Origin of the sequence: Tsukamurella paurometabola DSM 20162, from assembly GCF_000092225.1 — a bacterium.
In the GTDB taxonomy this organism is placed as follows: Bacteria; Actinomycetota; Actinomycetes; order Mycobacteriales; family Mycobacteriaceae; genus Tsukamurella; species Tsukamurella paurometabola.
In genome coordinates this window covers 228,095-244,933 of the sequence record NC_014158.1, presented here as the reverse complement: position 1 = coordinate 244,933, position 16,839 = coordinate 228,095, and the positions used below count along the sequence as shown (strand labels likewise).

Sequence of the window (16,839 nt, the reverse complement as noted above, 5' to 3'; positions counted from 1 at the left end):
GTCATCAGCTCTTATCCTCCGTCAGAGCCACCCACCAGCGAGCACCGGCAGTTCCATAGCTTCGCTCAGAAGTATCGCCCACCACTGCCGCCCCGTCCACAGCAAGCTTCAACCACTCCTCGCCGCAATCACCACCAAAAAAGGCGTCAGCGACCTAGCTGTTCTGGGAAAAGTTCAATATTATGACATGCGTTCTTTCTCACGTTGTATCTGCTGCTGCTCCGAACCTCGTCGGCTGCCGTGGATTCGCCGGTCGTCCCCGCTGATCGGCAGGTCTTTGATGCTGGCTTCGCGGCGGGACATGAGCCCTTGTTCGGTGAATTCCCACAGCTCGTTTCCGTAGCTGCGCCACCACTGCCCGCTCTCGTCGTGCCACTCGTACTCGAACCGCACCGCGATCCGGTTGCCGGTGTCGGACCAGAGGTTCTTGCGCAGGGCGTATCCCTGCTCGGGGCCTGCTGCACGGGTAGGTGACATCTGATCTGTGGTGCCGAGGGGTGCCGCTGGAAGGATGTGCACTGTGCCTAAGCCGTATCCGAAGGAGTTCCGCGACGATGTGGTCCGTGTCGCGCGTAATCGTGAGCCGGGAGTCCGTCTCAAGCAGATCGCTGCCGACTTCGGCATTAGCGAGTCGTGCCTGATGAACTGGGTGAAGACCGCCGATGTCGAGGCCGGCTCCAAGTCCGGGAGCAGTGCGGCGCAGTCGGCGACCGAGAGGCAAATGCGTAAGCGGATTCGGCTCCTTGAGCAGGAGAATGAGGTCCTGCGTCGTGCGGCTGCGTATCTGTCGCAGGCGAACCTGCCGGGAAAATGATGTACCCGCTCGTGAAAGAGCTCGCCGACGACGGTGTTCCCGTCACGGTGTCGTGCCGGGTTTTGAAGCTCTCCCGTCAGCCTTACTACCGTTGGCTCGCCGCCCCGGTCCCCGCGACGGAGCTGGTCTAGGCGTATCGCGCGAACGCCCTGTTCGACGCCAGCGTTGATGATCCGGAGTTCGGTCACCGGTTACTCGCAGACGAGGCCCGCGCTGCCGGTGAGCCTATGGCGGACCGCACTGCGTGGCGGATCTGCCGCGACAACCGGTGGTGGAGCGTCTTCGGAAAGAAACGCTCGAGCAAGGGCGGCAAACCCGGGCCCGCGGTCCACGACGATCTATGCACCGTCACCGACGAGCACGGCAGGACTCGTCACCGGTTCACCGCAGATGCACCGAATCGGTTGTGGCTCACAGATATCACTGAACACAGGGCTCGGGAAGGGAAGCTGTATCTGTGTGCGATCAAAGATGCCTACTCCGGGCGGATCGTCGGCTACTCCGTCGACTCGAGGATGAAGGCCCGGCTCGCCGTCAACGCCCTCAACAACGCTGTCGCGATGCGCGGTGATGTCACCGGATGCATAGTTCATAGTGACAGAGGATCGCAATTCCGGAGCCGAAAATTCCGACGTGCCTTGGAATATCACGGACTACGCGGATCAATGGGCCGAGTCGCCTCCTGCGGCGACAATGCCGCGATGGAGTCGTTCTTCAGCCTGCTGCAGAACAACGTCCTCGACCGCCACTGCTGGGCCACCCGGCAGGAACTGCGGACCGCGATCATCACCTGGATCGAACGGACCTACCACCGCCGGCGCCGACAACGCCGCCTTGGACGATTGACACCCATCGCATTCGAGTCCACCATGAACCCGGCCGCGCCACACGCGGCCTGACCAACTTGTCACCTACCCGTGCAGCAGGCCCGTGTGTATCAGAGCCTGGTACAGCAGCATTGGCAGCAGAGCGGCCGCCCAGGGTCGGCGCCACGGATCAATCCGATCTGTGTGCCCGCAAATATCCCGAAGGTCTAACCGAGTCTCGTCCTGCATCTGCACGCGCCGGGAAGACCGGGAAGAGAGGAACCAAAAGAAATGACCGACGAGCAGAAGTCCTCGTGCTGCGGAACCACTGCCAACGCCCCCCGCACGAGCGCTGGTGATGTGGGCGGTGGTCGGCACGCTGCTGCCCCGGACGAGACCGTAGCGGCCCAGGCACGCCGAAGTGTGGTGCCGACTCCGGCAGCGGCGCAGACCGCCCACGCGGTGCACGATAGTCGGCAGGTCAGTATCGGCCCTAAACCGTTTTTGATGGGCGATTTCACCGGGGCGGGAATCGCCGCGGACGAGGAGGGGCCCGCGCACCCGGTGGGTGTGAGCGCATACAGCATCGACGCGACAACGGTCACCAACGCGCAGTTCGCCCGGTTCGTCGATGCCACCGGATACCGCACCACCGCGCAGCAGCGAGGCTCGTCGACGGTCTTCTACTCACAGGTCGCCCCCTCCGCCACAGTGCTCGACGTGCCAGACCCGCAGGCGTGGTGGTGGCGAACCGTCGAAGACGCGTACTGGCGCAACCCCTTCGGTGCGGGAAGCACCGCCGAGAACCGCCCCGACCACCCCGTCGTACACATCTCCTACTTCGACGCCCTCGCCTACTGCGCCTGGGCCAACCGAACGTTGCCGACCGAAGCACAGTGGGAATGCGCTGCACGCGGAACAATTCTCGGCGAAACCTACCCGTGGGGCGGTCAACCCCCCATCGACGGCGAACCACTGAAAGTCAACATCTTCCGCGGCGCCTTCCCCGACCAGCCGACCACACCAGTAGGCACGATGCCCGTGACATCCCTACCGCCCAACGACATCGGCATCTACCACAGCGTAGGCAACGTCTGGGAATGGACCGCCGACGCCTACGTACCAGGCCTGTACGCCCAACGAGCCGCCACCACCCTCGGGCCCGCCGGGACCGCCGTCGACCCCCGCTCCCCCGGCGACACCGACCGCGACGACTTCATGCTCCGCGGCGGCAGCTACCTCTGCCACGACAGCTACTGCAACCGCTACCGCAACAGCGCCCGCACCCACGCCACCCCACATACCAGCACCAGCCACATCGGATTCCGCACCACAGCCCCCATGTAGAGAACCGTAAGGCACTCCGCCGCAGCACGTGACCGCATACAGCGGCGGGTAACTACTTCTATCTAGATTGTAGTTACCAATGAGTTGTTATGGTGCTATGCTGCTGGGCATGGACCGAGAGACGGTGACAGCGACGGAGTTCAATCGCCGCCCAAGTGAGATCCTCGCGCGGGCGGTAGACGGCGCTCTGGTTGAAGTCGTGCGGCAGGGACGGCCTGTTGCGTGGGTCGGTCCACTGGATCTGCTCGAAGGCTTACTGGCACGGGAAAGTGAGATTGAGATGACTGATGATCAGTTCGAAGCGTTGATGACAGGCGTCAATGGGGTACGTACTGCAATCCTCGAACTCGCAGAGGCCACGGATAAGGCGTCGAAGCGGCTCGCAACAGCGGCGGATCAGAGTGACTCCGTGCGTGCCGCCACGACCTCCCGTGCAACCAACGCGATCGAAGATCTGGTCGCTTCGTTGAACCGGCGCGCATAGAGCCAGCAGGTCTGCGACGCCGTATCTGGCGTTCATCGTTCGGGTTCCGGTCCCGGACGGCTGGCTATTCAACCCCCGACTGTCGACGGTTCCTGAACACTGACCCCCAGGGGTGCCGCGAAAGTTGATCCCCTCCCGGCAGGTTGGAGGGATGATCACTGCGGAGGATTGGGCGGAGATCCGCCGGTTGCATCAGGCCGAGGGCATGCCGATCAAGTTGATTGCCAGGCAGCTGGGGGTGGCCCGAAATACGGTGCGGCCTGGGAAGGGCTCGGTGGTCGATCCGTATGAGCCTCAGATTGGTGGACATAGCCAGTTGAACCGCTCGGCGGCATCCAGTAGCCGAATTTGTCAGCGCCATGAGAAAGGATTCCGTGCATGAACAGCGCCGCTACGACAATCATGCTGGCCGCCGGTAATCCGGCTGATGCGCCAATGCCGTTCTTCGAGATGTACATCCGGCCGCTGATCCTGATCGGCGTCGGCCTGTTCGTCGTGACCTGGCCGCTGTGGCTGGTGCTGGCGTTCGTCCTGGCCAAACCGCGCGGCATGGCGCGGTCGGCGATGCTGGCAGCGCGCACTCCCGAGCAGTACCGGATCGCGCGGCGGCGGCGCAATTGGCTGGTGTTCTGGCACACCCTGGCCTGCGTGCTCGGACTGGGCCCGTTCTTCGCGGTCGCGTTCGGCGCAATCAAGGGCCCGGTGATCGCCCCGCAGGCCCGCTCGTATCCGGTCCACTACCCGTACCAGTAGATGCTGCGCCAGCATGAACGCTGACCTTCTTGTGCGCGCTCGGGCCTTCTTCGCAAACCAACCGGCTGATGCTTCCTGTCTCCTCGTGCTCATCCGAGTGATCTGGGTTTCCGCTTCGATTGTCGCGCTGATGGCACCGGAAGAACTTTACGAACAAGACCTCTCGCGGGGAGTCGTGCTCGCGGCTGTCGCCGCGACCGTCGGCATAGTTGTCGTAGTTGGTGGGCATTGGCTTACTCAGTCATCGCTTCTCCCCTCCTCCCGCTGGCTAGGATTTGCTTTACCCCGCCGGTGGTGGCTGTGGCTCCCCGTAGGCGCAGCCGCTGGCTTCGGCCTCTCGCGAGGTCTAACTGCACTGCATCTTCCCCAGCTCTGGCCTGCACTGACCGATTCGACCGCGCAACAACTGGCGAACAACGAACAGCGAGAAGCTGAGGCGTTCACCTGGACTGACTGGACACACGCAGCAGGCGAGGAAGTGATCTTTCGCATGCCCGTGGTCGCCGCGGCGTGTTTCGCGCTCGGCTTTACTGGAGCCCGGATGCCCGATGCGTCTCGGGCCCGTCTCAGCATCCTGGCTGGCGTGGTGATTGCTACGGCGCTCTTGTTCGGTCTGATTCATCTTGACTACGGCTGGTACAACGTCGTTACCACCTGGGTGTTAGGCGCAGGGTGCGCAGCGATCGCGATCGCCTCCCGATCGGTCTGGCCAGCAGCGACGTTGCACGCGGCCTACAACACCGCCAACCACTTCCCAGACATCGTGTGGAGTCTTTGGTGACCAGGCCCCTCAGCCCGGCCGATAGAGTTGGCTATGTCAACTGGGAGTGGCCCCACTGGGACGGTTTGATTTGGCCCCGGGCGTAGTCTGGTTCGCGGTGGGGCGGGTTGTGTCGAGTCCTGGTTGACTGGGGGGCATGGTCGAGGATCTGTCTGCTGTGGCCCGCGAGTATGTGGAGGGGCTGAGCCCGCAGGAGAGACGGGTTGTGCTTGATGCGGTGGTGAACGCGCGGTTCGCTGCAGAGGTCGATGCTCTGACGCGGGTGCGGCAGCCGACGCTGCTACCTGTGCCTGACCGGGTGGTCGGGTTTCGTGTCCGGTTGGATCTGCATGGCGCGAAGCCTCCTGTGTGGCGGCGGCTGGAGTTGCCCGGCGATCTGACACTTTCTGCTGTGCACGAGGTGATCCAGGCGGCGATGGGCTGGTACGACTGTCACCTGCACAAGTTCAGGACAGGCAGCGATCATCGTTCTCCGGCCTTCCTGACGGCATTCGATGTCAGCGAGGGCGAGGAAGGGGTGCTGGAGCAGGATGTCCGGCTCGATCAGGTCATCGCGGGCGTGGGTGACGAGCTGTGGTACGAGTACGACTTTGGCGATGGCTGGGAGCACAAGCTCAAGGTTGAGCAGGTCCTCGACACCTGTCCGTCTGCGTCGCTGTGTGTGGCGGGGAAGAACGCGTGCCCGCCTGAGGACTGCGGTGGTCTGGGCGGGTTCCATGAAGTAGCACTGTGGGTTCGCAAGGGTAGGGACGCGGCGCACCTTCCTGACAGTTTCGGCAGCGCGGAGGAGGCGAACGACTGGCTCCCTGGGGGCTGGGACCCGGATGTCTTCGACGTCGATGACGCCAATGCCGCCATCACGCTCGCTCTTTTCGATCCTGCTTCGGTTCTGGCTCCAGGCCACGGTGAACTGGGGCAGATCGCCCATCGGCTGACGATGCAGGGCAGCTCGTTGTTGCAGGGGGTGCTCGCGCGGCCGCAGTCGCACGGCCAGGCCAGTGTGTCCGCCGCGGAAGCTGAACGGCTCACCGAGCCTTACCGTCTGCTGCTCGAAGAAGTCGGTGAGGGGGTCAAGCTCACCGCCGCGGGTTACCTCCCGCCTGTTGTGGTCGAGCGGTTCGCGCAGCGCAGTGGCATCGCGAACTGGTGGATGGGAAAGGCGAACCGGGAGGATCTCACGCCTCCGGTGGCGACGGTGCGTGAAGCGGCGCAGGCGGTGGGGCTACTCAGTGTCCGCAAGGGCAGGATCAGCCCAACCCGGGCTGCTCGTCGCATCGGCGGTGACCCCACAGCGTTGTGGGAACACATCGTGGGACGGCTTCCTTGCGGTACCAAGGATTTCGATCGTGAGGCCGGATGGCTCCTGCTTGCCGTGGTCGGGAGCGGAACACCGGTGGAGAACTGGCGAAAAGAGGTCAGTGACCTGCTCTACGCAGCAGGATGGAGAACCGGCGGCGCCAACCGCTACCCGATGATGCTGCCCGTGACGAGCCCGACCTACACGATCCTCGAGAGCATGACCGATACGCACCGCGATAGATGGCACGTGCGCGGAACAGACGACGGTATCGCTGCTACCGCCCGCGCAGTGCTCAACCAGCGATAACACCGCTGGTCAGTGCTGGCACCCGGTTACTGGTGGTGGGTGGCTGCGATCATCTCTGCCAACGTCAGCGGCAGATCCGCAGGCGTGTATAGCAGGGCTGTGCGAGGTTCGATTCCCATCAACTTGGCCACCCGCTCAATTTCGGCGTTGAGGATCTGATCGATCACCTCGTCGGTGACCGCAATCCCCCGTCGCCGGGCAGCGGCTTGCGTCTGCTCCGCCAGCAGCGCGAACCGCTCGGTGCCTCGCGTTATCGCCATACCCGCCACCGTATCGAGTGCCGTTGAAGTCAGCGAGTCATGCCCGTCTGTCAGAACTCTGCCGCCCCCTCGGTGTGTGCGAGTCGGTAGCTGTGGGTGCCGGTTTCGATGATGGTGCCGCGGTAGGTCAACCGGTCGACGATGGCGGCGCAGAGCCGGGGGTCGGTGAAGGTGTCGGTCCAGCCGGAGAAGGATTGGTTGGAGGCGATCGCGACGCTGTTCTTCTCCTCGCGTTCGGTGAGGACTTGGAAGAGCAGTTCGGCGCCGCGGCGGTCGAGTTCCATGTAGCCGAGCTCGTCAATGATGAGCAGGTCAACGCGGCCGTAGCGGTTGATGGTCTTGGCGAGCTGCTTGTCGTCAGCGGCTTCGACCAGCTCGTTCACCAGTTTCGTGGCGAGGGTGTAGCGGACTCTAAAGCCCTGCTCAGCGGCGGCGGTTCCCAATCCGATCAGCAGGTGGGATTTGCCGGTTCCGGAGTCGCCGATCAGGCAGAGCGGCAGGCCGTGGCGGATCCAGTCGCCGGTGGCGAGCTGGTGGATGGTGGCGGCCTCGATGTCGGGGTTGGCGTCGAAGTCGAAGTCCGCCAACCACTTATCCCTCGGGAACCCGGCGGCTTTCACGCGGCGAACAGTCGAGCGCCGGTCGCGGTCATCGACCTCCGCCAGGAGGAGTTCGGCGAGGAACCCCTGATACGAGAGCTGTTGCTTGGCCGCGGCGGCGAGGTGCTGGTCGATCATCGACCGCACCGTCGGTAGCCGCAGGCGTCGGCAGGCTTGGTCAACGGCAGCGATCGCGGCTTCTTCGGTGAGACCTCCGCGGCGCCGCAGTGATGGCGCCAGCGTGGTGGCCTGGGACTTCGAGGTGGTGGTGCTCATGGGTGCCTTTCCGGAGTCGGTGGTGGTGGAGCGTCTGAGGCGGTGCGCCGACGGAGGAGCCGGTCGTAGGCGGCGACCGTCGGTAGTGGCCGTCGGTCAGGTGGGAGGCCGGCGATCACCGCGGCCGGGTCTGCGAGGCGTCGTTGGGTGAGGCTGACAACTCGTTGCTCACGCCGATCAGCGTGGCGAACGCGATGACGACCCGAGCTGGCCCCACCCGTCATGTCGCTAGTGGTCAGCAGTGCTGCGTCTGCGCGGCGGGCCTCCACCGCGACCACCTCGACGGTCACCGCCCCGACCCGCAATGCAGCGTCGATGCCGGCAGTCACCGCGTCCGCGGGCAGGCTGCGGTGCAAGAGCAGCACGTCGATCAGCTCGCTGGTGCCGTCGACGTCACCGTTCACTCTTCGGGCTGCGGCCCAGAACGCGTCGTGGCTGGCGGTGAACACCCCCGCTGCGCGGGCTTGAGCCAACGCTGTTGATCCCGGCAGGGCGCCGGGTTTGAACTTGAGAACCTCGAGGTAGTGGTCGAGGTCGACCTTCGCGATACCGCGGCCGGCGACGCGCTGGTGCCGCGCGACTAGGGCGCGGCCGTCGTAGACCAGCAGCTGAGAGGCCTGCAGGGAGACGCGGACTCGGCGGCCGATCAGATGCGCCGGCACCGAGTAGCGGACCATCCGAACGGTGATCATCGCCGAGCGGTCCACCCGCGGTGTGAGGACCAGACCAGGGTCGAAATCCTCCACCGGCAACGGAGCCAGCGCAGCCCGGTCGTGCTGGTAGTCCTGGCCGACGGTCCGCAGTCGGCCGTCGATACGCCGGCCCTCATCGCGCGCTTCCCAAGTTTTGATCTGCTCGTTGAGCTCATCAAGGGACTCCACCTGCGGCATCGGGGTCAAACGGTTGCGGCGAAACCAACCGACCTCGCCCTCAACGCCACCCTTCTCATGCGCCCCGGCGATACCAGGCTGGCAGTAGAACGGATCGAACCCGTAGTGCGAGTGAAACAACGTCCAGCGCGGGTTCTCCTGCCGGCGCCGGTCCCCGCCCTGCAGCACCGCGACCACCGCCGAGGTCAGGTTGTCGTAGCGGATGTGCCGGGTCGGGACCCCACCGAGCTCGCGGAACGCCTCCACGTGTCCTTCGAGGAACGCTTCCTGCCCGCCGATCGGATAGACCCGGTGAATGGCCTTGCCCGAATGCGAGAGCCGGTAGACGAACATGTGGCACTTGGTCTTGACCCCGTTCAGGATCACCCAAACCTCGCCGAAGTCGACCTCCGCCTCCGCACCCGGCGCGTGATCCTGAGCGATGAACACCTCCGTGCGCCGTCCGGCCTCCACCTCGATCTGCGCCCGCCGAACCCGCACGTAGTCCCGCACCGTCGAATACGACAACTCGACCGCGCCGTGCTCGATCGCCAAACGTTCCCGGATCCGCGTCGCCGTATGCCGCTGCTTCCGAGGAGCCTGAAGATCCGACCGCAGCATCGCATCGATCGCCGCCTTGAACGGATCCAACCGCGGCGATGACCGCTCCGGCGTCTTCCGCGGCGGCGGCTCCGCCGACGACAACGCCTGCCGCACCGTCCGACGATGCACACCATGTTTCCGGGCTAACGCCCGGATACTCATGCCCTCGACCCGGGCATCCCGCCGAATCTGCGCGAACAGCTCCACCTTCGATCCCATCATCGACCACCACCTGCTTCAGCTCGGAAACGATGTTCACGAGCAACCATCAGATGGGGCCAGATCAAACCGCCGCAACACCACCGGCGAGTCGCAAACGGGTCCAAGTCAAGCCGTCGAACCGGGGCCTACCCAAGCTGTCACAACCATAGAGTGCTCGGAGCACGGTCCAAGTCAGACGTTGGGCTGGTAAACATGCAGGTAAACAGTTGTAATTGAGGTGTCATCACAGGTTGAGGGGACTGCGCTATGAGAGTTCAGCGTGATAGCACGGCGGTTGCTCGTGCGGCCGCGGTCATGTCTGGTATGCCACTGACTCCGACCGCTGAAGCTGCGTTGCGTCGCGTGGACACCGCGCAGAGCACCACCGAGCAGGAGGTGACCGCGGCCCGTCAGCGTGCGCTTGTCCGCGCGGGCTACGAGAAACGAGGAGATGGTTCATGACTGTCACTACGACGACAGATGTAGAGGTCCCTGCGTGGTTTGCGCACTGCGCTGACCTGGTCGACGGGCTCACCACTGATCAGCGGGACCGGGTGATCCGCACCGTCCATTCGAGCTACCTCGAGGGAATGGATCCCGAGCGTGACAACGTAGAGGCGTTGGTGCGCCTGGTCCGGGGCGAACGCACCACGAATCAGGCCATCGATGAGATCAAGGCAGCCTTCGGCTTCGGGTGAGCTGCTGACGTGACTGACGACGATTGGGCCGCGGAGCAACAGCGCATCGCGGCCCAATTCTATCCGGGCACCACAGTGCTGCGCAACCACGCAGGCATCACCGACCCTGACACGTTGCACCGCTACGAGTATCAGCTTGTCGAGCGCCGGGCCATCGAGCTCGGTGATCTCAGCCGCCCGCTACTGCCGGCCACTTTCGACGCGGATCACCTGGCCGCGATCCACCGGCACCTGTTCGGTGATATCTACCCGTTCGCCGGGCAGATCCGCGATTACCCGTTGAGCAAGGACGGCGACAACTTCGCTCACTACCGCAACATCCGGGACTACCTCGACGCTGCCGCGTACGACCTGCGTAACTCCCCGGATATTCGCTCGAAGGATCCCGATCGCTTCGCCCACGCGATCGCCGACGTGTTCGCTCACATCAACACCGCCCACCCGTTCCGGGAGGGCAACGGCCGCTCGACCCGCCTGTTGATCGAGCAGGCCGCCGCCGAGTTCGCGCACTTCCGGATCGACCTTCGCACAGTGACCCGCGAGCAGTGGAACGACGCCTCGAAGGCCGCACACCCGCAGCCAGGCCGGTTCTCCCCCGACCGACACCGCTGGTGCCGATCTTCCGCGCCGCACTCGTCGACCCACACACTCAGCGCGAGCAGCCCAGCACGACCGTCGAGACGGCCAAGGGTAAGGCTGCCGACGGACTGTGGGCTCACGGCTCTCCAGCTGCCCGTCTGGCCGGCGGCGCGTTCCCCCGCGGCGCCAGCGCCGACCCGCAGAGCTCCGCGCCGACCACGCAGCCCCGACCCCGGCCACCGCACGAGCGTGGCTACGACGCCGGCCGATAGCCCTGTCCGCACCAGCCTCAGCGCGCCTGGCTTGTCACCACAGCGGCAGGGTGGGCACCGTGGCGGTGATGTCGCGCAGGTGCCGGTAGCTGTACGCGAGCCCCGTTGCACACTGTGTGCAGCGGGGCTCGGCGTGCTCCAGTTCGGCGTCAGGCGGTGGCGCGGGCGATGGCGCCCAGTGGATCGGCGTATACGCCGTCGAGCGCAGCCGCACCGGCGGCCTGCTGCTGCACGCGACCCCCGGCACCACTGACCCGGACGGCGCGGCTGGGTTCAGCCGACGTCGCCTTCAGCGCAGCGGACACATGCGGCAGGATCGCCGGGTAGTCGGTGAACGCCTGTCCGCCGAGGATCAGCCGGTCGGGGTTGAAGATGTCGGCCACCAACGCGGCCGCCTCGCCCAGCACCCGGCCGCGCTCCGCGATGATCGCCTTCGCGGTCGCATTGCCACCCTCGGCCAACTTGTGCAGGTCGGCGACGGTGCGCACGGCCAGCTTCTGCACCTGCGCCGCCTCGACCACCGCAGTGTCCGTCACCGCGTCTTCGAGCCGCCCGGTGCCACGCGGGTCGAGCAGCGTGACATTGCGGGTGGGCAGATGACCGATGGTGTGCGGGCCCGACTTGGGTGAATGCACCGCACCGTGCAAGGCGAGCGCGACGCCGACGGTCTCCCGACCGTAGAAGTACAGGGTGGAGCCCTGCGACTCCAACGACTCCGACAGGTGCAGCTCGGCGGCGGCCATCGCCTCGACGTGCGGCGCCACCGTCACGGGCAGGCCGATCGCTCCGGACAGGCGCTCACCGAGAGCAACGTCCTTCCACCCGAGGCGTGGATGATCGGCGACCACACCCCGATCGTCCACGCGCCCACCGATCGCGATACCGGCCCCCAGGATGGTGCGGCCGTCCCAGCGGGCCAGGAACCGTCGCGCGCTGGTGGCGATCACGGAGAGCACCTCGCCCGGCTCGCCGCTCTCGGGTGTCGGGATCTGGATCGCGCCGACGATCTTGCCGGACACGTCGTGCATGGTCACCGTGCTCACTCGGAAGCCGATGTGAATGCCGAGCGCGAGCGGACCGGTCGGGTCCACCTCGAGCGGCAGACGGGGCCGACCGACGACACCGCTGGCCGCTCGATCGGCGCGCTCGCGAACGAGACCCGCCTCAATGAGAGCCGTGACCTGGCGGTTCACGGTGGCAGCGGAGAGCTGGGTCTCGCGGACGATCTCGTCGCGCAGCACCAGCCCCCCACGCCGGATCACCCGGAGGACGGCGGCTGCGGGCTTCTCGGATACCCGCAACTGGGGCGGGAAGACGCGGGCCGGTGCCGCGACTCGCGGGGCGCGCTCGACCGCGGGCCTGGTCAGCGGGTTGCGGGCGCGTGCGGCCCGGGCCTGAGCGGTACGGGTCGGGGTAGCGGAATTGGCGGGGATATCAACGACGGTCATGGTTCCTCGAGGTGTACGTGCGCCACGAGCATCGGCTGAACCGAATTCGTGGCGAGATATGCAGATGTCGAATGGATCGGCGGGAAAGCCGACAAGAACGCGAGCGGAAAACGCTCAGCAGCAGCACATTCGACAGTGCACGCGAACCATGGGGAGACGGCAGCCCAGCGCGACGGTCTCATAACCGACGCGCAAATGGGCCTCAAGACTCCCGGACATGCTTCAAAAGGTAGCACCGGATACCGACACCCGCACAAGCACGACGCCGCGGGTTGGGACGTACATCACACTCGTGCGCCGGAAAATCACGTGCGGAGCGCACGCGCCGGTGCTTACACTGCTCGCATGCTGTCTTGAGATGTCCCAGCCCCGCCGCCCCGCACCGTCCGTGCCGCGCGGCTCCTCGGACCTCAAGGAGCATTCATGGCTACCTCTCTCGCCGTATCGGCACTCACTCTCCACTGGCCGGACGGCACCGTCGTCTTCGACGACCTCAGCTTCACGGTCCCCGCCGGGCACGCCGCGCTGGTCGGTGCCAACGGTGCTGGTAAGAGCACCATGCTCCGCATCCTGGCCGGCCTGATCACGCCCACATCCGGTTCGGTGAGCGGAACCGGCGTGGTGGGGTACGTGCCGCAGCACCCGCAGGCCCGCGCCGAGAACACCCTCGCCGACGCCCTGGGAATCGGCACGGCCCTCGCTGCGCTCCGGCGCATCGAGGGCGGTTCCGCCGAGCCCTCCGACTTCGATGCGGTCGGTGACGATTGGGACGTCGAAGAGCGGGCGACCGCAGCCCTCAACGGACTCGGCCTTCGGCTCGGGGCGTTGGATCGCACCGTCGGCACCCTCTCCGGCGGTGAGGCGACGCTGCTGGCCATCGCGGGGCAATTGTTGCGGCGGCCCGACACTCTGCTGCTCGACGAACCGACCAATAACCTCGATGCCCATGCCCGCGAGCTGCTCACCGATGCCCTGGACCGGTTCACCGGCACCGCGGTGGTCGTGAGCCACGACCTCGCGCTCCTGGAGCGAATGGCGACGATGATCGAGCTCTACCGCGGCGATGTCCGCGTGTTCGGCGGGCCGTACTCGCACTACCGCGAGGTGCTCGACGCCGAGCAGGCCGCGGCCGAACAGGCGGTGACCACCGCGGCGGGCGATCTGAAGGCGCAGAAGCGCGATCTGGTCGAGGCGCAGACCAAGCTCGCCAAACGCAAGCGGTACGCCGACAAGGCCGAGGCGCAGAAGCGGGTGCCGCCGATCCTGGCCGGCCTGCTCAAACAGAAGGCCGAGGTCTCGGCCGGCAAGCACCGCGTGCTGCACGAGGGCCGGGTCGATTCGGCGCAGGATGCTCTCGCGCAGGCGCAGGAGGCCGTGCGCGACGATCGGTCCGTGCGGATCGCCATGCCCGATCCCGGCCCCGGGGTGCATCGCGTGCAGCTCGACGATCCGTCACTACAGGTGATCGGGCCGGAACGGATCGCTCTGGTGGGGCCGAACGGTTCGGGTAAGACGACGGTGCTGCGCCGGGCGATCGCCTCGGCGCGGGCGGCGGAGCCCGCGACCGTGATCGGATACGTCCCGCAGAACGTGCGATTCGGGGCCGACGAGGATGCCACGCTGATCGATGCCGTGCGGACCGCACACCCGGATCTGGATGCGCAGCAGGCGTATGCCGCCTTGGCGCGGATGCTGTTCCGCGGCAAGCAGGCCGAGCGGATCGTGGGCACCCTCAGTGGCGGCGAGCGACTGCGATTGGCACTGGCAATCGCCTTGCTCGGGAACCCGGCACCGTCGCTTCTGGTACTCGACGAGCCGACCAACAACCTCGATATCGAGTCGGTCGAGTTGCTGGTCGAAGCGCTACTGGACTGGCGCGGAGCGCTGGCGGTGGTCTCGCACGATCGCGGCTTCCTGGACCGCCTCGACCTCACCCGTGAGGTCGAGGTGTCGCGATAAGCTGCGGGAATGTCAGCCGCGCGCCCGCTCCGGGACATCGCCGGCCCGCTCCGGAATCTGGTTCCCGAGCGAGCCGTGTCGTTGCACGGCGCCATCGCCAACAGCGTGTTGGAGGGGTGGGAGCCCCGACTCCAGGACATCGAGCGCTTGGCCGCCATGGCCGACGGTGCCGTCACCCTCGCGCGGTATGTGGAGGCCGCGATCGAGCGGGCGCTCGCCTCCGCCGCCGCGGTGGGCGCACCGGACTGCGTGGACGTACCGGTGGGATTCCCCGACACCGTGTATCCGGAGACCCGGGTGCTGCGGAACCGATTCGGAATCCGGGATGCGCAGGCCTTGCGGCAGTTGGAGTTCGAGGTGGGCACCGCGCAGGAGTTCGGGATCGAGACGGGGCTCACCGAGCTGGCGCAGACGTTCGACGGAGGCCATCTGGCCGCGATCCACCGTACGCTATTCGGCACCGTGTATCCATGGGCAGGCGTGTTCCGGAAGTACGATATGGCGCTGGGGCACACCACGTTCCATGCCCACTGGATCAGCCGCTATCTCGGGGATGCGGCGACGATGCTCAACCATCGGCTGCCGCATCAGCCGATCGAGCTCATGGGACCTCAGCGCGACCGCCAGCATTACGCGCGGCAAGCCGCCGAAGCGTACGCCTATCTCAACTGCGCCCACCCGTTCCGAGAGGGCAACGGTCGCTCGTCGAAGACATTGCTGCAGGTGCTCGCCGCCAAAGCGGGATACCGGTTCGACTACTCCGCGGTATCGAAGAAGCAGTGGGACACCGCGTCGCGGCGCTCGGCGCCCGACTACGGACACTATCGCCCGGATGCGCACCCGCTGTTCTCGGTGTTCACCACGATCACGGCACCGCTGACCGCCTCCGCCTAGAACCGGTAATTTTCCAATCCCAGCCAGTGGGCCATCTCGGACACCGTTTCCTCCAGCGCAGTCTCGGATGCGGCGTCGCGCCCGCCCGGCTCCCACGTGGTGGTGTGCACCAGCAGCTCGGAGGCCTTGCGGTCCGCCTTCACATCGCAGCGCGCCACGATCCGGTCGCCGAACACGAAGGGCAACACGTAATAGCCGTGCACCCGCTTCTCCTTGGGCGTGTAGATCTCGATCCGGTAGAAGAAGTCGAACAGCGCCTCGGCCCGCTCGCGCTGCCACACCACGGGGTCGAAGGGCGAGAGCAGCGCTCGTGCCGCGATGCTCCGGGGCCGCTTGGCCTCCGCGTGCAGGTACACGGTGCCGGGCCACCACTCGGCCTGCACCGGCACGAGTTCGCCTGAGGCCACGAGTTTCTCCACTGCCGGTGCGGCCTGCGCGGTGGTCAGCCGGAAGTAGTCGCGCAGGCACCGCAGCGTCCCGATGCCGTGCGCCTTCGCCGATTGCCGGATCAGCTCGACGTAGGCGTCCTCGTCGGAGACCTCGTGCTCGGCGAGCTCACCGAGCACCGTGGATGTGGGCGCGTAGAGTCGCTCGAACTGGCTGGTGCGGCCGGCACTCGTGACCTCGCCGGCGTGGAAGAGCACCTCGAGTCCCTCCTTCACCGACGACCAGTTCCAGCCCCAGTGCGTCTTCTCCACCACCTGCTCGTGCTCGAGGTGCGCCTCGAGCGCGCGGGCGGTGAGCGGCGGCAACTCGGCGAGCGCGCCGCGCAGCCGGTCCAACTGGCCGGGGTGCCGGGCGTCGTAACTCGCGAACCGCTGCGCCACCCGGTCCGCGGTCCGACGGTGCCGCAGCAGCGGCCAGGTCTGCGGCGGGACTAGCGAGGCCTCGTGCGCCCAGGCCTCGACGAGCCGCCGCGGCGCCGTGTCACGGGCGCGGTCGAGCAGTGTCGTGTCGTAGTCGCCGAGCCGTGCGAAAACCGGCAGGTACTGACTGCGGGCCACCACGTTGACGCTGTCGATCTGGATCAGTTTCAGGCGGTCGATGGTCTTCTGGACGTGCCGCATCGTGGGCGTCGAGGCACCGGCGAAGCCGGGCTCGAATCCCTGCGCGGCGAGGGCGATCCGCCGCGCCTGCGATTGGCTGATCCTCATGCGCTCGGCGCACCCGCGAGCCGTGGGAAGAGGTACTGCTCCAGCATCGGCGCGATGATCACATCGCCGTGGTCCGCGGGGTCCAGCCAGCGCGCCTCCGCTATCTCCGCAGCCGCCCGCGGCTCCACGCGCAGCGTGGTGGCGAAGACCGTCGACTCAATATCGGTGTTCGCCTCGTTCGCGGCGGGGCCGCGCCAGGACACCAGGTGAGTGAGGTCCTGCGCTGTCAGTGCGACGCTCAGCTCCTCGCTGATCTCGCGAACGGCGCAGTCGATCGCGGCCTCCCCCGGCTCCAGCTTGCCGCCGGGCAGCATGAACGCATCGGTACCGCGCTTGCGCACCGTGAGCACCCGCCCGGCCTCGTCCCGGAAACACACCGCCGCCACCGTCAGCACGTCCATGCCGCAACCCTAGCGACGCCCACCGACAGGTGTCG

General features: G+C 66.3%; 15 protein-coding genes and 4 pseudogenes. 12 read left to right on the top strand and 7 right to left on the bottom strand.

Annotation, left to right across the window (positions count from 1 at the left end):
• Window positions 1-180 precede the first annotated feature (180 nt).
• Window positions 181-468, bottom strand: a pseudogene (locus TPAU_RS23355) (DUF1348 family protein); the annotation flags it as partial.
• A 52-nt stretch (window positions 469-520) separates the two neighbouring features.
• Between TPAU_RS23355 and TPAU_RS22790 the strand changes: the two are divergent.
• The 7 genes and pseudogenes from TPAU_RS22790 to TPAU_RS01130 all read left to right on the top strand — a co-directional run bounded on the left by TPAU_RS22790 (window position 521) and on the right by TPAU_RS01130 (window position 6,591).
• Window positions 521-1,713: pseudogene (locus TPAU_RS22790) on the top strand (IS3 family transposase).
• A gap of 330 nt (window positions 1,714-2,043) precedes the next feature.
• Complete coding sequence (locus TPAU_RS01150) at window positions 2,044-2,967, top strand: formylglycine-generating enzyme family protein (RefSeq protein ID WP_425358575.1); 924 nt, start codon at window positions 2,044-2,046, stop codon at window positions 2,965-2,967.
• Window positions 2,968-3,076: 109 nt separating this feature from the next.
• On the top strand, window positions 3,077-3,451 hold the full coding sequence (locus TPAU_RS01145; RefSeq protein ID WP_160160289.1) for a type II toxin-antitoxin system Phd/YefM family antitoxin: 375 nt from the start codon (window positions 3,077-3,079) through the stop codon (window positions 3,449-3,451).
• Window positions 3,452-3,602: 151 nt separating this feature from the next.
• A pseudogene (locus TPAU_RS22140) lies at window positions 3,603-3,752 on the top strand (helix-turn-helix domain-containing protein); the annotation flags it as partial.
• A 77-nt stretch (window positions 3,753-3,829) separates the two neighbouring features.
• A complete protein-coding gene (locus TPAU_RS01140) occupies window positions 3,830-4,204 on the top strand; it encodes a hypothetical protein (RefSeq protein ID WP_013124935.1) in 375 nt (124 codons plus the stop codon).
• A 13-nt stretch (window positions 4,205-4,217) separates the two neighbouring features.
• Window positions 4,218-4,985 carry a CPBP family intramembrane glutamic endopeptidase gene (locus tag TPAU_RS23350; RefSeq protein WP_013124934.1) on the top strand — a complete coding sequence of 256 codons (768 nt, stop codon included), beginning with the start codon at window positions 4,218-4,220 and terminating at the stop codon, window positions 4,983-4,985.
• A gap of 136 nt (window positions 4,986-5,121) precedes the next feature.
• The gene (locus tag TPAU_RS01130) at window positions 5,122-6,591 is read left to right on the top strand and encodes a plasmid pRiA4b ORF-3 family protein (RefSeq protein ID WP_041944212.1); all 1,470 of its coding nucleotides are present in this window, start codon (window positions 5,122-5,124) and stop codon (window positions 6,589-6,591) included.
• 26 nt (window positions 6,592-6,617) lie between these two features.
• Here TPAU_RS01130 and TPAU_RS01125 read toward each other — a convergent pair whose 3' ends face one another.
• Genes TPAU_RS01125 through istA form a run of 3 tightly spaced genes read right to left on the bottom strand, consistent with a single transcriptional unit; the run spans window position 6,618 to window position 9,417 of the window.
• Window positions 6,618-6,851 carry a hypothetical protein gene (locus tag TPAU_RS01125; RefSeq protein WP_013124932.1) on the bottom strand — a complete coding sequence of 78 codons (234 nt, stop codon included), beginning with the start codon at window positions 6,849-6,851 and terminating at the stop codon, window positions 6,618-6,620.
• A 50-nt stretch (window positions 6,852-6,901) separates the two neighbouring features.
• Entirely contained in the window at window positions 6,902-7,726 is an 825-nt protein-coding gene (istB, locus tag TPAU_RS01120; RefSeq protein WP_013124931.1) for an IS21-like element helper ATPase IstB, read from the bottom strand.
• On the bottom strand, window positions 7,723-9,417 hold the full coding sequence (gene istA, locus TPAU_RS01115) for an IS21 family transposase (RefSeq protein WP_041944211.1): 1,695 nt from the start codon (window positions 9,415-9,417) through the stop codon (window positions 7,723-7,725). The genes istB and istA overlap by 4 nt, the downstream gene beginning before the upstream one ends.
• Window positions 9,418-9,857: 440 nt before the next feature.
• Here istA and TPAU_RS22785 point away from each other — a divergent pair, with 440 nt between their 5' ends.
• The 3 genes and pseudogenes from TPAU_RS22785 to TPAU_RS23340 all read left to right on the top strand — a co-directional run bounded on the left by TPAU_RS22785 (window position 9,858) and on the right by TPAU_RS23340 (window position 10,948).
• Window positions 9,858-10,097: an antitoxin VbhA family protein gene (locus TPAU_RS22785; protein ID WP_013124929.1), complete on the top strand. Its 240-nt coding sequence runs from the start codon at window positions 9,858-9,860 to the stop codon at window positions 10,095-10,097.
• Window positions 10,098-10,106: 9 nt separating this feature from the next.
• Window positions 10,107-10,526: pseudogene (locus TPAU_RS23800) on the top strand (Fic/DOC family protein); the annotation flags it as partial.
• A 182-nt stretch (window positions 10,527-10,708) separates the two neighbouring features.
• Window positions 10,709-10,948, top strand: a complete 240-nt coding sequence (locus TPAU_RS23340) for a hypothetical protein (RefSeq protein ID WP_041944209.1) — start codon at window positions 10,709-10,711, stop codon at window positions 10,946-10,948.
• 149 nt (window positions 10,949-11,097) lie between these two features.
• On the opposite strand, the gene TPAU_RS01100 is transcribed toward TPAU_RS23340, so the two are convergent.
• The gene (locus TPAU_RS01100) at window positions 11,098-12,396 is read right to left on the bottom strand and encodes an ROK family transcriptional regulator (RefSeq protein ID WP_013124927.1); all 1,299 of its coding nucleotides are present in this window, start codon (window positions 12,394-12,396) and stop codon (window positions 11,098-11,100) included.
• Between the two features lie 423 nt (window positions 12,397-12,819).
• On the opposite strand from TPAU_RS01100, the gene TPAU_RS01095 reads away from it, so the two are divergent.
• Both TPAU_RS01095 and TPAU_RS01090 read left to right on the top strand, forming a co-directional pair.
• Window positions 12,820-14,355: an ABC-F family ATP-binding cassette domain-containing protein gene (locus tag TPAU_RS01095; RefSeq protein ID WP_013124926.1), complete on the top strand. Its 1,536-nt coding sequence runs from the start codon at window positions 12,820-12,822 to the stop codon at window positions 14,353-14,355.
• 9 nt (window positions 14,356-14,364) lie between these two features.
• Window positions 14,365-15,249 carry a Fic family protein gene (locus tag TPAU_RS01090; protein WP_013124925.1) on the top strand — a complete coding sequence of 295 codons (885 nt, stop codon included), beginning with the start codon at window positions 14,365-14,367 and terminating at the stop codon, window positions 15,247-15,249.
• On the opposite strand, the gene TPAU_RS01085 is transcribed toward TPAU_RS01090, so the two are convergent.
• Together TPAU_RS01085 and TPAU_RS01080 are read right to left on the bottom strand one after the other, a co-directional pair.
• Window positions 15,246-16,403: a winged helix-turn-helix domain-containing protein gene (locus tag TPAU_RS01085; RefSeq protein WP_013124924.1), complete on the bottom strand. Its 1,158-nt coding sequence runs from the start codon at window positions 16,401-16,403 to the stop codon at window positions 15,246-15,248. The two genes, TPAU_RS01090 and TPAU_RS01085, sit on opposite strands and share 4 nt — an antisense overlap.
• Window positions 16,400-16,804: an NUDIX hydrolase gene (locus TPAU_RS01080; RefSeq protein WP_013124923.1), complete on the bottom strand. Its 405-nt coding sequence runs from the start codon at window positions 16,802-16,804 to the stop codon at window positions 16,400-16,402. Before TPAU_RS01080 ends, TPAU_RS01085 begins: the two co-directional genes overlap by 4 nt.
• Between the last annotated feature and the right edge of the window lie 35 nt (window positions 16,805-16,839).

Bases quoted from the DNA above. Each gene is read 5' to 3' on its own strand.
- TPAU_RS01145 (WP_160160289.1), top strand. From the start codon at position 3,077: ATGGACCGAGAGACGGTGACAGCGACGGAGTTCAATCGCCGCCCAAGT.
- TPAU_RS01140 (WP_013124935.1), top strand. From the start codon at position 3,830: ATGAACAGCGCCGCTACGACAATCATGCTGGCCGCCGGTAATCCGGCT.
- TPAU_RS23350 (WP_013124934.1), top strand. From the start codon at position 4,218: ATGAACGCTGACCTTCTTGTGCGCGCTCGGGCCTTCTTCGCAAACCAA.
- TPAU_RS01130 (WP_041944212.1), top strand. From the start codon at position 5,122: ATGGTCGAGGATCTGTCTGCTGTGGCCCGCGAGTATGTGGAGGGGCTG.
- TPAU_RS01125 (WP_013124932.1), bottom strand. From the start codon at position 6,851: ATGGCGATAACGCGAGGCACCGAGCGGTTCGCGCTGCTGGCGGAGCAG.
- istB (WP_013124931.1), bottom strand. From the start codon at position 7,726: ATGAGCACCACCACCTCGAAGTCCCAGGCCACCACGCTGGCGCCATCA.
- istA (WP_041944211.1), bottom strand. From the start codon at position 9,417: ATGGGATCGAAGGTGGAGCTGTTCGCGCAGATTCGGCGGGATGCCCGG.
- TPAU_RS22785 (WP_013124929.1), top strand. From the start codon at position 9,858: ATGACTGTCACTACGACGACAGATGTAGAGGTCCCTGCGTGGTTTGCG.
- TPAU_RS01100 (WP_013124927.1), bottom strand. From the start codon at position 12,396: ATGACCGTCGTTGATATCCCCGCCAATTCCGCTACCCCGACCCGTACC.
- TPAU_RS01095 (WP_013124926.1), top strand. From the start codon at position 12,820: ATGGCTACCTCTCTCGCCGTATCGGCACTCACTCTCCACTGGCCGGAC.
- TPAU_RS01090 (WP_013124925.1), top strand. From the start codon at position 14,365: ATGTCAGCCGCGCGCCCGCTCCGGGACATCGCCGGCCCGCTCCGGAAT.
- TPAU_RS01085 (WP_013124924.1), bottom strand. From the start codon at position 16,403: ATGAGGATCAGCCAATCGCAGGCGCGGCGGATCGCCCTCGCCGCGCAG.
- TPAU_RS01080 (WP_013124923.1), bottom strand. From the start codon at position 16,804: ATGGACGTGCTGACGGTGGCGGCGGTGTGTTTCCGGGACGAGGCCGGG.